The organism is Aneurinibacillus migulanus (assembly GCF_001274715.1).
GTDB classification, from domain to species: domain Bacteria; phylum Bacillota; class Bacilli; order Aneurinibacillales; family Aneurinibacillaceae; genus Aneurinibacillus; species Aneurinibacillus migulanus.
Genome location: NZ_LGUG01000005.1, coordinates 1 through 12,949, shown reverse-complemented (window position 1 = coordinate 12,949; position 12,949 = coordinate 1). Strand labels below are relative to the sequence as shown.

The 12,949-nt window shown below is 44.6% G+C and carries 14 protein-coding genes, 1 tRNA gene and 1 other RNA gene; 13 read left to right on the top strand and 3 right to left on the bottom strand.

Annotated elements, in window-relative coordinates; all coding sequences use genetic code 11:
• Position 1 precedes the first annotated feature (1 nt).
• A complete protein-coding gene (tadA, locus tag AF333_RS25790) occupies positions 2-487 on the top strand; it encodes a tRNA adenosine(34) deaminase TadA (protein WP_043063626.1) in 486 nt (161 codons plus the stop codon).
• Between the two features lie 137 nt (positions 488-624).
• Here tadA and AF333_RS25785 read toward each other — a convergent pair whose 3' ends face one another.
• The 3 genes from AF333_RS25785 to AF333_RS25775 are packed head-to-tail and all read right to left on the bottom strand — an operon-like array spanning position 625 to position 3,718.
• On the bottom strand, positions 625-1,821 hold the full coding sequence (locus AF333_RS25785) for an ABC transporter permease (RefSeq protein WP_043063625.1): 1,197 nt from the start codon (positions 1,819-1,821) through the stop codon (positions 625-627).
• Between the two features lie 2 nt (positions 1,822-1,823).
• Entirely contained in the window at positions 1,824-3,098 is a 1,275-nt protein-coding gene (locus AF333_RS25780; RefSeq protein ID WP_043063624.1) for an HlyD family secretion protein, read from the bottom strand.
• A 29-nt stretch (positions 3,099-3,127) separates the two neighbouring features.
• A complete protein-coding gene (locus AF333_RS25775; RefSeq protein WP_043063623.1) occupies positions 3,128-3,718 on the bottom strand; it encodes a TetR/AcrR family transcriptional regulator in 591 nt (196 codons plus the stop codon).
• A 261-nt stretch (positions 3,719-3,979) separates the two neighbouring features.
• On the opposite strand from AF333_RS25775, the gene AF333_RS25770 reads away from it, so the two are divergent.
• The 12 genes from AF333_RS25770 to AF333_RS25715 all read left to right on the top strand — a co-directional run bounded on the left by AF333_RS25770 (position 3,980) and on the right by AF333_RS25715 (position 12,499).
• Positions 3,980-4,246 (top strand): DUF1090 family protein, encoded by a 267-nt coding sequence (locus AF333_RS25770; protein ID WP_052520262.1) that lies wholly within the window; start codon positions 3,980-3,982, stop codon positions 4,244-4,246.
• Positions 4,247-4,400: 154 nt separating this feature from the next.
• Positions 4,401-4,493: transfer RNA gene (locus AF333_RS25765), tRNA-Ser, on the top strand.
• Between the two features lie 184 nt (positions 4,494-4,677).
• Entirely contained in the window at positions 4,678-5,058 is a 381-nt protein-coding gene (locus tag AF333_RS25760) for a DUF2512 family protein (RefSeq protein WP_052520261.1), read from the top strand.
• A gap of 312 nt (positions 5,059-5,370) precedes the next feature.
• The gene (locus AF333_RS25755; protein ID WP_021619691.1) at positions 5,371-5,559 is read left to right on the top strand and encodes a hypothetical protein; all 189 of its coding nucleotides are present in this window, start codon (positions 5,371-5,373) and stop codon (positions 5,557-5,559) included.
• A 70-nt stretch (positions 5,560-5,629) separates the two neighbouring features.
• Positions 5,630-6,352 (top strand): hypothetical protein, encoded by a 723-nt coding sequence (locus AF333_RS25750; protein WP_043063622.1) that lies wholly within the window; start codon positions 5,630-5,632, stop codon positions 6,350-6,352.
• A gap of 128 nt (positions 6,353-6,480) precedes the next feature.
• An RNA gene (gene ffs, locus AF333_RS32415) (signal recognition particle sRNA large type) lies at positions 6,481-6,744 on the top strand.
• A 143-nt stretch (positions 6,745-6,887) separates the two neighbouring features.
• Positions 6,888-8,303, top strand: coding sequence for a PAS domain-containing sensor histidine kinase (locus AF333_RS25740; protein WP_043063620.1), 1,416 nt, complete (start codon positions 6,888-6,890; stop codon positions 8,301-8,303).
• Positions 8,304-8,397: 94 nt separating this feature from the next.
• Entirely contained in the window at positions 8,398-10,125 is a 1,728-nt protein-coding gene (dnaX, locus tag AF333_RS25735) for a DNA polymerase III subunit gamma/tau (RefSeq protein WP_043063619.1), read from the top strand.
• An 11-nt stretch (positions 10,126-10,136) separates the two neighbouring features.
• Positions 10,137-10,457 carry a YbaB/EbfC family nucleoid-associated protein gene (locus AF333_RS25730; protein WP_043063618.1) on the top strand — a complete coding sequence of 107 codons (321 nt, stop codon included), beginning with the start codon at positions 10,137-10,139 and terminating at the stop codon, positions 10,455-10,457.
• A gap of 19 nt (positions 10,458-10,476) precedes the next feature.
• Positions 10,477-11,073, top strand: a complete 597-nt coding sequence (gene recR, locus AF333_RS25725; protein WP_043063617.1) for a recombination mediator RecR — start codon at positions 10,477-10,479, stop codon at positions 11,071-11,073.
• Positions 11,074-11,230: 157 nt separating this feature from the next.
• On the top strand, positions 11,231-12,181 hold the full coding sequence (locus tag AF333_RS25720) for a CPBP family intramembrane glutamic endopeptidase (RefSeq protein WP_052520260.1): 951 nt from the start codon (positions 11,231-11,233) through the stop codon (positions 12,179-12,181).
• A 51-nt stretch (positions 12,182-12,232) separates the two neighbouring features.
• Positions 12,233-12,499, top strand: a complete 267-nt coding sequence (locus tag AF333_RS25715; protein ID WP_052520259.1) for a pro-sigmaK processing inhibitor BofA family protein — start codon at positions 12,233-12,235, stop codon at positions 12,497-12,499.
• The last annotated feature ends 450 nt before the right edge of the window (positions 12,500-12,949 follow it).

The window sequence follows — 12,949 nt, the reverse complement described above, 5'->3', positions numbered from 1 at the left end:
TATGGTGAAAAATATGAACGATGAGTATTATATGGGGCTTGCGATTGCAGAGGCCCGAAAGGCGGAGGCGTTAGGGGAAGTGCCCATCGGTGCGGTCATTGTAAAAGATGGACAGGTAGTAGGCCGAGGATACAATCTGCGGGAGACAGCGAAGGACCCGCTGGCCCATGCGGAGCTTATCGCTATAAAGGAAGCGAGCGAGACGATGGGAGGATGGCGCCTTATCGGAGCTACGCTATATGTCACGCTTGAGCCATGTCCAATGTGCGCAGGTGCGATTGTTCAGGCACGAGTACCCAGGATCGTATATGGGGCGATGGATCCGAAGGCTGGTTGTGCGGGAAGTTTGATGAATTTGCTACAGGAAGAGCGGTTTAATCATCAGGTGGAGATGATACAGGGCGTGCGTGAAGAAGAATGCAGTGAACTACTCAAAAACTTCTTCCGTTCGTTGCGAGAACGGCGAAAAAAGAAAGTGACTGAGTAACTGAAGATGATTTTCTTGAATATGAAAAAGCGCGAATGCCGTATTTTTACGAGCTATTCGCGCTTTTTCTGTATGATTTGTTTACCCTGCTTTAACGGGCAGTAATATTCTCACTGAGTGAAGTTTCATTTTATGGCTTAAACAGAAAGGGAAGGGGTTGTATCTGCTTCAGATTTTTTGTCTGCCTTGATGAATAATGGAGTGAGCAGAAATGCAATGAAATACGTGACTGCCCCCATTAAGCCCATAGCTACGCAATCCTGCCAAACCATCTCAAACCCATGCCCTTTAATGAAAATTTCGCGTACCCCGTCCAGAAAATATGTGAGCGGTAGCAGGTGGCCGGCTACATTGAGCGCATAGGGCATCGCCTCAAACGGCCATGTAAAGCCCGATAATAGAAAGGATGGGACGGCGATGAGCATTGTAGTTTGAGTAGAACCTACCTGATTGCCGGAGAACAGACTTGCCAGGTATCCGATGCCGAGCAGAGCAAATACGAAGCTTACGCCGAGCGCCATCGCTGGTAGGAACAAGCCGCGGAACGGCAGGTGAAATACATATAGCGACAGTACGAATACGCTTAGATTGTTAACCACACCTATCAAGAAATAAGGAGCTGTTTTCGCATAAGCGATACGCCAGGGAAGACCGCGCCAGACCGCAAACCGATTCCAAGTACCTTGTTCCTTGTCACGTGTCACCGTTAACGCTACACCGAGCAGAAGCACCTGTTGCAGAATTGCGCCAATTAAGCCGTATACGAGAAAGTCGTTATAGTTAAACATCGGATTGTATAATACGCGAGAGCGGAACGGTATCTGAGAAAATGTTGCCGTGATTTGTTCGTCCCTTAATCCTTGCTGTTTCAGCTTTATAGAGGAAGCCCCATAGCTGAAGGTAGTGATGACCTGGTTGGCAGCACGTGTCGCCGAGTTGGAGAACAGCATATTGCTTCCATCCACAAAAGTCAGCACCGGTACGTTTTCTCCGTGTTTTAAACGGGTAGAGAAGTCGTTCGGAATGATAATGCCGACGCGCGCTTTCCCGTTCTCGATTGTCCGTTCCACTTCACTTTCCGAGAGAGTATGGCTCGTAATACGGAACGTTTCCGTCTGATCGAACGCCTGAATGATTTGTCGACTAAGCTGACTATTGTCGCCATCAAACACAACGGTCGGAATCGCTACCAGACGCTGATTGGAATATAGATAGCCGAACAGCGCTGTATAGAGCAACGGAACGAGAAAAAGAATAGCGAAAAGGCGTCGGTCACGAAGAATGTTTAACCACTCCTCGCGGATGATGTTTCCCACTTTGAGCGGAGCTGACATCGTTATTTCGCCCCCATACCTTGCCATTGCAGCGTCATGCCGGTCGCTGCCGTGTCAGGCAAGTCAGTTAGCGTCACCTTCACGCCGAAAGAGCGCACATCCGTATCACCCGTATGTTGGCTTGGCTTTTGAATGGCAAAGTCAGCGGCTGGCTGGAGAACCGTAATTTTTCCTTTTACGGTTTTACCGGTAGAGATAAGCTTCATGTGGACCTCATCCCCGACTTTCAAAGAACCCAGCTCTGTCTCTGGGAAATAGAATTTGGCCCAGCGATCTTTCGTTGCTTCCAGTGTAAATACCGGGAAGCCTGCGCCGACCAGTTCACCCAACTGTGCAGACTGGGAAGTAATAATGCCGTCCGCCGGAGCGCGAAGTTCAGTATAGTTGATGTACGTTTTCGCTTCATTTAGTGCAGCCTGAGCCTTAGAGACGTTGGCCTTCGCCGAGGATACAGAGGAGGAAGCCTGGGAGATGCCTGCTTCGGCTGCTCGTACGTCATCCTGGCGCAACGTGACTTCTCCTTTGCCTGCTTCGGCAAGTGCTACTGCGGCTTTGGCTTGTTCTAGCTGAGCTTCAGCGGCTTGAATTTCTTCTTTGCGCGGTCCATTCTCTATCATCTCATATTGCTTTTGTGCAGCTTCGTATTCCGCTTTTGCTTTCTGATAGCTCAATTCCGCTTCCTCGACCTTGGCCTGTGATACGGCTCCTTGTGTAAGCAAGGTCTTCATGCGAGTATAGTTATCTTCCGCCAAACGATACGCTTCTTTAGCGGCGTCTGCTTTAATTTTCGCTTGTTCGCGTTCTTCTTTACGGGCGCCGTTTTTCAGTGCGTCTACACGTGCCTGTGCGGCTTTAACGGCGGCGCGCGCTTGTTCGACCTGTCGTTCTACTGTATCAGCGGTTACGTTTACTGCATTGCTGCCCTGTAATTTCTTCGCTTCCGCTGCGGATACGGATGCCTGAGCTTGTGAGACACCGGCGTTGGCTGCTTCTAGTGCAGCTTGTGCCTGAGATGCTTTGTCCTGTAACTCTTTGCTCTCCAGGCGAGCAAGCAATTGGCCTTTCTTTACGTGGTCGCCTTCTTTAACATAGATTTCATTAATTCGGCCCCCCATTTTGAAGCTTGCGTTCATGTTCGTTGCTTCTACGTAGGCGGTAGGTTGACTGGTAGAAGCCGCTTTAATACGGCCGCTTTCCCCATATGAAGATAGCGCATATGCGCCGCCGCCAATAAGCAGAGTCATGGCGGTAAACATAGTGATACGAAGTCCCCTCATATTTTCTCCTCCTCTACCTTTTCATGGTGTTACTCTTCTTCATAGATTCCTAGCATATGCAGAACCAGATTCTGCAGACTATAGCGTAGACTGGAATTATCGAGTGCCTCTTCATGAATGATGGCTCGCATGGCGGTAAATCCAATCATGCCGAACAGGCTGCTGGCGGTAACTGCCACATCTATACCGGAATGAAGCTTTTGGTTATTTTTCGCAGCCTGTAACTCTTGTTCCAGAAGGACGAAGTATTTTTGTAAAACATGGCGAATCGTATGGTGTCGCTCCTGTGTTCCCCAGCCGCGGCTGAGTAACAGACGACAGAAGTCCTGTTCGTTCTGGAAGAAATCAAGATGTGCTTCAATCAGACGAATAGTGCGCTGGCGGAAATCATCAGGGCTCACTACGTCCATGTAATCCTGAATTAGGGCAGTGAAATTCTGTACCCCGGATTCCATTACGAATATGTATAAGTCTTCTTTTGTCTTGAAGTTGTAGTAGAGCGTGCCTTTTGCGACTCCGCAGATTTCAGCGATTTGCTCCATTGTTGTTTCGTTAAAGCCTTTTTCGGCAAAGGCTTTTAGAGCACCTTGAAAAATCAGTTCTCTCGTTTTTGCGCGCATATTCCCACCTCTTTTTAAACTGACTAGTCAGTACAAATTCGCTTATTATTATAAAATGGAAGAATCAGAAAATCAATATCAAAAGAGAAAAGCGCCATCCGAGTATGGAAGGTGCAAAGAAATACACGAAACTCGATTCTATCCCTGTTCTTAGTTTGTAAGAACAATTAATGTCCAAAGCTGGGATAAATTAAAAACAAACCGCTCATACTAACAAAGTGTTGTAAAGCACAAATAATAATGAAGAAAGGGGCATCTCCTATGCCTAACCAACAATCTCAACAAGGAATGAATACAGCACCACAATCCCAAAGCGTAAACGCACAAGCAAGTCAGCAGGCACAAGCTACGGTTATACAGGCGCAAAATGCCGTCTCTCAGGCTCAGAGCGCATTAACGCAGGCGCAAGCTGCTGCAAATCCACAAGCCATTCAACAAGCTCAACAACAGCTTCAGCAAGCTCAACAACAATTATCTCAGGCGCAAGCTACGGCCTCGGTAAATACAACGGATCAGGCACAAGGATAAGTCGATTTTGCAAGCCCCCTGTGATAAATAGGGGGCTTGCAAAATAAAGTGGTAATTACAAAACTTTTATCCATGTGGCATAAGGAAACAGAGCATTGATTTATTTCGCGTACATATGGTAGGATATTTTTTAGTCTAAAGAGAAGATGCATATGGAGATGTACCCAAGTCCGGCTGAAGGGGACTGACTCGAAATCAGTTAGGCGTCTTGCGGCGCGCGGGGGTTCGAATCCCTCCATCTTCGCCATACATACGGTACGTACACCCCTGCTTGCGAAATGTCGCATGCAGGGGTTTTTAATGGATAAGAAACGATATGTCGGCGAAAAAGACCGATAGCGCCCGCGCGTTTTTTATTGGCTCGCGGGCGCATTACGAATAAAATCAAACAAATGATGTAACCATACAGATGAAAAGAAATTGTAAAAGGAATGATGGCATTGAGGGAACCGCTTGAAAGTATAGACACCATAGCAATAAAAGTTGTGGCGGTCACTGGAATTTTAGCATTTATTTTAGGTCTGATTTATAAGGAAGAGATACCAGATATATTGATGATTAGCTTCCTTCTCTGCGTAATAAGCTATTACATGGGGGATCTAGTTATTTTACCACTTACCAATAATTTGGTAGCCACAGCTTTTGATTTTGTAATTGCATTTTTGGTTATTTGGTTAACAGGGCTTGGCCTGTTTAATTCAGATACACCCACAGTATTTGTTTCTCTCGTTGCTGCCGCAGGCATTGCTGTAGGGGAATGTCTTTTACATATTCTGATGCAGAGCGTATTGCATGAACGAAGTGCCGGATAGTTTAATCAGTAAAGCCTATAACTTGGGAAAAGAAAGCAAAGCTTCGACTTTTGGATGACGGTCGAAGCTTTTTTTGTAGAGTATAAAAAATTATGGGTAAAAAAAGCATATGGTGCACATAGCTTCTATAAAGTAAAACTTCCACCAGTGGGAGTTTACTGCCTGTGGGACGCAGATAAAGTTGTATTTCTTGAATTTTGACGTAATTTAGTGGGATGTTTTGTCGAATCTCTTTACTTACCAACATTTGTAACTTAAAATCCTAAGTAATACTATTTAACCAATTTTCATCCGTCCTTTGGAGGAGATACCGTGGCGAAACAAGATATTTATCGTGCAGTTTTTGAAGCATGCCTGACAAAAGATGATATGCATGCTTGCTATACAGGGCTAGTCCGTTGCATTATAGAAGAGATAGATAATGATTGGGAGAGCATTCGGGAAATTCGACTTGTAGAGCACGCTTATTCTTTAGTAAAAGAGAAGAAATTCCTAGGCTAATACAAAGAGATACGCAAGAATTTCGCGGATACGGCTTTTCCTTTTCAAGTAAGAAAGAGGAGAATCCTGAATGAGAAAGAGAAACGTCGTTTTATCCCTGGTTATCGCTACGTCCGTTATCAGTGTTGGAGTATTTGCAGCGTCTTCCATATTACAGAATGTGGAAGCTCAAGAGCAAAATATTCCAGATATTATGCCTACCAATGAACCACCATATCAGGTGAACATCGATGAGAATATTACCCCATCTCAATATGAAGAGGAAATGCGTAAAAGTTTAGTGTATGAGAAAGTGCAGAAGCCAAAAATCCCGGTTTCTGACATTCGCCTCGATAAGATACAAACTGTATTTTCTGTAATTGAACAACCTTTTGAGAAGCCATTGGAGAAGCCGAGGAAAGGTCGGCCGGACAAGATGACGATTGATCCATTCAACGGAGATGCCAAGTATACGAATGGCATCGTTATTAATCGTGAAGGGCGAGCGATAAAGATTCCGGAGGATGTTTCACCGTCTAGGGGGCAAATCGCTCCTGTTGTACGGGTTATGACTGCTGATCTTGCAACAATGATGCAACAGCCATACACGACGCAACTAGCGTATGACGCAATGAAAAAAATAACAGAACTACAGAAATATATGGATGCGCTTGACCTGACGGAAGTGACAGGTATTCTGGTTGAAGTAAATACATATATTACAGATAACAAAACATCGTTCACGAAAGCATCCAAGGTAATTCAGGAAGTTAACAAATTGGTTAATTTCGATAAAATGGAAGAAGATAGCTAACCACACAACTCTTGCCTGAAGCAGCAAAAATTGCGGTAATGAGCGTTAGAGTAACGGCTTGCTTTACCTTTTCTTTTTTGATAAGATGATTAGGCAGCGATGCTGCATAACTATCGTGTATAAGTTTGTCGCACTAGACGGGGAGGTAGCGGTGCCCTGTACCCGCAATCCGCTGTAGCGGGGTTGAATTCCTGTCTGAGGTGCGTTTCATGTGGGGTCAGGTCTGTGTAAGTGGTGTTGAGAGCTGGGTCCTGCGCAACGGGAACCCATGAACCTGGTCAGGTCCGGAAGGAAGCAGCCATAAGTGGATCCTTCCGTGTGCCGCAGGGCAGCCTAGCTTGAGCTAACTGCACGGGGCCGCCCGGATGAGCGTATCGACGACAGGTGTGCGGCTCTATTTTTATAAAGCTCTCGGTATTATATACCGGGGGCTTTTAATTTTATATGACATTGTTGCAAAGCAAAAAGGAAATTGTGAAAATAAACAGAATATATTCAGTATGGTAAATATCTCCGGCAGTGAGGTGAAAGAACAATGTCCGGACATTCGTTTCAATTAGAAATTAATATGGACCAGATGAAACATCAATTGCATAAGTTCCCTTTTGCTGCCGTTTTTTTGGATAAAGAGGGAAGAGTTGTGGAAGCCAATTCGATATTGCTTCAGGCTACCGGCCATACATACGAAGGAATTAAGGAGAAAACTTTTCATGATCTATTTGTGGTAAAGGAAGGTTTTACCTTTTGGCTGAATCACTGCAATGGCGAATCAGACCGCATGCCACGCGGGCTTTTAAAGCTGCACTCTGGAGAGACTTGCATGTGTGATTTGATTATCTGCAGTGATAATGACCAGGAAATAGCACGTCATTGTTTTTTGCTGCCTACAATTCAAGAAGCTCCCGCACAATCCTTATGGACAAGCTTTTATACGCACGTTGTTAAAAATATTAATCTGGGAATTATTATAGTGGATGAACATGCCCAGATTGCTGAAATTAGCGAGACAGCTTGCAAAATATTGGGCGTAGAGAAGCAGTATGTCATCAACCGGGTGATTGATGATGCAATTCCCGGAATGAAGGAAAATCAGGGCTTTATTTCTTCTGCAGTATTAAAAGGAGTTTCGGTGTCCGATAAGGCATATTCCTGGTTTAATGGAAATCAACGGATCGAATTAATTGTGGACTCAGACGTACTGCGGGATACGAACGGACAAATTAAAGGGGGATACTACATATTTAAGGATGTCACTAATATGCATTCCTTGGCTGATAAAATCGAGCGGAGTGACAGACTAGCCATGATTGGACAGATTGCAGCTGGTACAGCCCATGAAATCCGCAACCCGCTTACATCTATTAATGGGTTTCTGCAAATGATGCGCAAATCGCTGGCTGAAGTCGGAATGGAGAAAGAAAAAGGGTACACCGATATTATGCTTGTTGAGATTAAACGCATCAACGATCTTGTAAGTGAATTTTTGTTGTTAAGTAAGCAAAAGGAGATTCAATACAAGCTTGTAGATATTGAACAGGTATGCATGGAGATTTTGCCAATTGTAGAGAACGAGGCGTTGCTTCGTGGCGTGGAAGTAGTAATGGAGAAAAGAAGTTCATTGCCCATGGTTATGGGGGATAGTGAGCTGTTGAAGCAAGTATTTTTAAATATTACGAAGAATGGCATTGAAGCTATGGGAGGTAGAGGTACATTAACAGTGCGGATTTTCCACACTGGAAGTCATGTCGAAATTACGATTAGCGACACAGGACAGGGCATTCCTCCATATTTGGCGGATAAAATTTTCGAGCCGTTTTTTACGACAAAAGAAGAGGGTACGGGACTCGGTCTGCCCGTATGCCAAAAAATCATTCATGATATGGGTGGCAATATCCGTGTATCGAGCAAAGGATACGGAACGACTTTCCATATCCTTCTCCCCTCCTGCTAATCTTCCTCTTTCTCTTTTCCGTAAAGTAAAGAAAATGATATAATGTAAAATGGATTAAGTATAAAATGCGACGTAAGAAAGATGGAGATACAAGATGGCTTATCGAGCATTGTATCGAATTTGGCGCCCACAGACATTTAATGATATCGTGGGCCAAGAACATGTAACAAGGACATTACAGAATGCGCTTAAAGAACAGCGGTTCTCCCATGCATATCTGTTTAATGGACCGAGGGGAACCGGAAAGACCAGCGCTGCAAAAGTTATGGCGAAAGCAGTAAACTGCGAACGAGGGCCCGCAGAGGAGCCTTGCAATGAATGCGCTGCTTGCCGGGGAATTACAGAAGGCTCAGTTGTGGATGTAATGGAGATTGATGCTGCCTCTAATCGACGGATTGAAGAAATTCGCGATATAAGGGATAAAGTGAAATATGCTCCTACTCAGGTTCGATATAAGGTATATATCGTAGACGAGGTGCACATGCTGACACCGGAAGCGTTCAATGCATTGTTGAAGACATTGGAAGAACCGCCGGCGCATGTGATTTTTATTCTGGCGACAACCGATCCTCATAAGCTCCCGGCTACTATTATTTCACGCTGTCAACGGTTCGATTTTCGTCGAATTGGAAGCGCGCAAATTGTAGAGCGAATGAAGCAGGCGATGATTGCCGAAAATATTGAAATATCAGATCAGGCGCTAACGTTTATTGCCCGTATGGCAGAAGGTGGTATGCGCGACGCTTTAAGTCTTCTCGATCAGGCGCTATCTTTTGGAGGAGAGCAGATTGAGCTTGAAGATGTAATGGCTATTACTGGTTCTGCTTCACAAACAATGCTTGCTTCGACAGCACGTTATATTATGGAAGAAGAAGCAGCGGAAGCTCTTAACGTAGTGCAGCAATTGGTGCAGAATGGGAAGAGTCCGGAGCAGTTTCTGGATGACTTGCTTTTTTATTTCCGTGATTTATTGCTGTATAAGACTGCTCCTCGGTTGGAAGAAATTCAAGATCGCATGATGCTGGATGAGCGATTCCAAGAACTGGGCGATGCATTTGATACCTCTCGTTTGTTTTTTATCATTGAGAAGCTGAATCAGGCCAAAAATGATATGAAGCGAGCTAGCCAGACACGGATTATGTTGGAGCTTATCCTCATTCAACTTTGTCAGATTGGCGAACAGAAGCCCCATGTTGCCGCTCAGACCGAGGCGACATCTGTTGGGGAAATGAGTTCCGAAGAGGTAGAACAGCTAAAGCAGCGTATCAATATGTTGGAGAAGCAGATTAAGCAGCTGGAGCATGGAAACGTAGGTGGACAGGAGACGGCCGTTTCGAGCCCGCGCAGAGAACCACGGCGTTCCGGCCTACAGCAGACTGTTAAGATTCCAACCGGAAGGATTCGAGAAGTAGCTTCGGCTTCAATTGAACCACAGCTGAAGCGATTGCGTTCCATCTGGCCGGATATTCTACAGCAAGTGAAGTCGAAGAGTGTGCGTCTACATGCATGGCTTCTGGATGGACGGCCTGCAGCATTGTCCCAGGATGGCTTGGTCATATGTTTTAAGAGCGTTATTCACTGTGAAACGACGGCCCGTGAATTAAATAAGCAGTTAATTGAAGAAGTGGTAAAAGGATTTATCAACCGGCCTGTTGAATTGTTTACGCTGATGGAAAATCAATGGGAAGAGATTAGCGCCTCTGTAGGCGTGTCTAATCAAGAACAGGGTGCAGAAACAAAGCAAGAGGAAGCGCAATCTGAGCCTGTGGTTGACGAAGCGGTTAAACTGTTTGGTGAAGAACTGGTAGACATAAAAGATTAGGAGGAACGAATATGTTTGGTGGCGGAAATATGCAAAATATGATGAAACAAATGAAGAAGATGCAGCAACAAATGCAGAAGGCGCAAGAAGATTTGAAAGAACAAACGGTGGAAGGTACGTCCGGTGGCGGCATGGTAACCGTAATAGCTAACGGCCATAAAGAAATTATGAGCATTAAAATCAAACCGGAAGCAGTGGACCCGAATGATGTAGAAATGCTTGAAGATCTGGTGCTTGCCGCAGTAACAGAAGCGATGAACAAAGCTGATGAAATGGTATCGAAAAGCATGGGCAAATTCACCGGGGGTATGAACCTTCCGGGATTATTCTAAAGATATAGGGGAGACACTCGTGTATTATCCCGAACCGATAGCAAAATTGATTGACGGATTTATGAAATTGCCAGGCATTGGGCCGAAAACGGCAGCGCGCCTGGCTTTTTTTGTGCTAAGTATGAAGGAAGATGATGTTCTCGAAATCGCTAAGGCGTTGGTGAATGCTAAACGTAATCTCGTGTACTGCTCTGTGTGCCAGAATATTACTGACACAGATCCTTGCCGAATTTGTTCGGATACATCCCGCGACAAATCAGTGATTTGTGTTGTGCAAGAGCCGAAAGATTTGATTGCGATGGAAAGAACACGGGAATATAATGGATATTATCATGTTTTGCATGGGGCAATTTCTCCTATGGAAGGGATAGGCCCGGAAGATATCCGCATTTCCGAGCTTCTTCGTCGATTGGAAGACGAAGAGGTCAAAGAACTAATTTTGGCCACGAACCCAAATATTGAGGGAGAAGCTACAGCGATGTATATCTCCAGGCTGGTAAAACCATTCGGTATCCGTGTAACCCGGATTGCACACGGTCTTCCGGTTGGCGGCGATTTAGAATATGCGGATGAAGTAACCATTTCGAAAGCGTTGGAAGGAAGACGGGAGCTGTAGAAGGCCACTTTTTAAAGCAAGAATAGCGGTGGATTCAACATCGTGGTCGTTCTTTTGAGAATGGGAACCCATGTATGTTGAATTGCCGCTTTTTTCTTTGGCTTGTTCTTTATTTTGGACAAAGTGAATATGTTTGTACAGACGGTGAGGTGAGTATGTGAATAGACATGAGCGGTGGGAAAGAATAGCATTTTATTCCGCCCTGCTCCTGCTGATTGGGTATATGAGTAGCCTGATGTTGGAATTTTCCTCTCTACAGTGGGTAGTTACGGAGCAGGGGAAATGGCGCGTAGAGTCGTCGGAAGAGCCTACGCGGATGGGAGCCATTTTTCTATTGAGCACGCTTTTTTTTAGCGTCGTACCGGCTTTTCTCTACATTCCCGCTCTACTAAAGGTGACAAGGAATGAATTTCCTGGCTGGGAAACGGGTGTATCAGGGAAATATGCCATATATTATTTTGCTTTATACCAGATGTCTTATGGTGTAATTATCGTGCTGTATATGTTTTTTCCCTATCCGTGGTTTTCCGAACAGTCTGTTGGAGGATTCGTTGAAGGGTTTCTTCCTCAGGTTATGATGTTTTTGTTTGCTCTACTTCTTTTTGGGAATCGACTTCATGATATTGGGTTTGTCCGCCCTATCAAGGTAAAGCAATTATTTTTCATGGTCATCCTTTTTTATCTTTTCTCCACTTTTTTGCTGGACTCGATTATTACTGTTCCTATTGCTGATTATTTTCACTTTGAATTAGATTCCTGGAGAGAAGAACAAATTTCCGGAGAAGTGATTCAGGCCAAAAGTGTGAGCTGGTTGGCCGGAATTGCTCAAGTTCTTTTGGTAGGACTGTTTGTGCCGATTGCGGAAGAAACGATGTTCCGAGGTGTGCTGCAAACGGCGCTGACCCGGCGCTTTGGTGCTATTTTAGGAATTTTAGGTTCCAGTTTGTTGTTTGGCGTTATTCATGTAGATCCGGTGTTGTTTCCTCCTTTATTCACGATGGGGTTAATGCTTGGATTTCTGCGGTATTATTACGGGAGCATTTGGGCAGCAGTTTTATTTCATGCGTTGAACAATACGATTACCGTATTGATTTATTTCTTTCAATAATGTGAAGTCGGATAGCGTACGCATGAAAGCGGAGAGGAAAGGAGAGGGAAAGTGGATAGCATAACCATTGGTATTGTGATTGCCGTAGCAGGTCTGGTTTTTATATTGATGAACCAGGCTGCCTGGAACTGGGTAAGATGGATCGGTTGGGCAGTGGGGAACCTCGTAATCGGGAGCATCATCCTTTTTCTCTTTAATCTTGTGGCCGAATCGTTTTCTTTTGAAATTCCAATTAATCCTGTGACAGTAACGGTAACCGGCTTTTTAGGATTTCCGGGGTTGGCCACGCTGGTTATTATAAAACAATTTATTTTATAAGAGCATTGACATAATTGTTTTCACATGATAAATTGTTAAGAGTCCGTTGCGACGGGCTTTTATTTTTTTGTCTTAATACGTGTTAGCGGAAGTCATCATAAAAAACACGAAAAAAGCTGTTGACTAATCGGGTTTTGATGTGATAAGATAAGAAAGTCGCTAACGCGATAAGAGTTCCTTGAAAACTGAACAGTAACACTCGAATGTGTGCGAGTATATAAAAATTACCCACGAAAGTGACGAGTCGCTTTGTAGCGAATGCCGAATACTTTCGCGGGGCCCGAAAAGATTTCTTTTCGATTTAGTAAGTAAGCTAGCTTGTAATGAGCTATAAAGGATCATCGGCTAACGTCGCAACGTCCTGTTGCAACGTCGATGTTTGCCCATCCGTGGGCATCACATTCTCAACTTTATTGGAGAGTTTGATCCTGGCTCAGGACGAACGCTGGC

Coding starts and splice junctions, on each gene's coding strand:
- AF333_RS25770 (WP_052520262.1), top strand. CDS start 3,980: ATGCCTAACCAACAATCTCAACAAGGAATGAATACAGCACCACAATCC.
- dnaX (WP_043063619.1), top strand. CDS start 8,398: ATGGCTTATCGAGCATTGTATCGAATTTGGCGCCCACAGACATTTAAT.
- AF333_RS25730 (WP_043063618.1), top strand. CDS start 10,137: ATGTTTGGTGGCGGAAATATGCAAAATATGATGAAACAAATGAAGAAG.
- AF333_RS25750 (WP_043063622.1), top strand. CDS start 5,630: ATGAGAAAGAGAAACGTCGTTTTATCCCTGGTTATCGCTACGTCCGTT.
- tadA (WP_043063626.1), top strand. CDS start 2: ATGGTGAAAAATATGAACGATGAGTATTATATGGGGCTTGCGATTGCA.
- AF333_RS25775 (WP_043063623.1), bottom strand. CDS start 3,718: ATGCGCGCAAAAACGAGAGAACTGATTTTTCAAGGTGCTCTAAAAGCC.
- AF333_RS25760 (WP_052520261.1), top strand. CDS start 4,678: ATGATGGCATTGAGGGAACCGCTTGAAAGTATAGACACCATAGCAATA.
- AF333_RS25785 (WP_043063625.1), bottom strand. CDS start 1,821: ATGTCAGCTCCGCTCAAAGTGGGAAACATCATCCGCGAGGAGTGGTTA.
- AF333_RS25780 (WP_043063624.1), bottom strand. CDS start 3,098: ATGAGGGGACTTCGTATCACTATGTTTACCGCCATGACTCTGCTTATT.
- AF333_RS25740 (WP_043063620.1), top strand. CDS start 6,888: ATGTCCGGACATTCGTTTCAATTAGAAATTAATATGGACCAGATGAAA.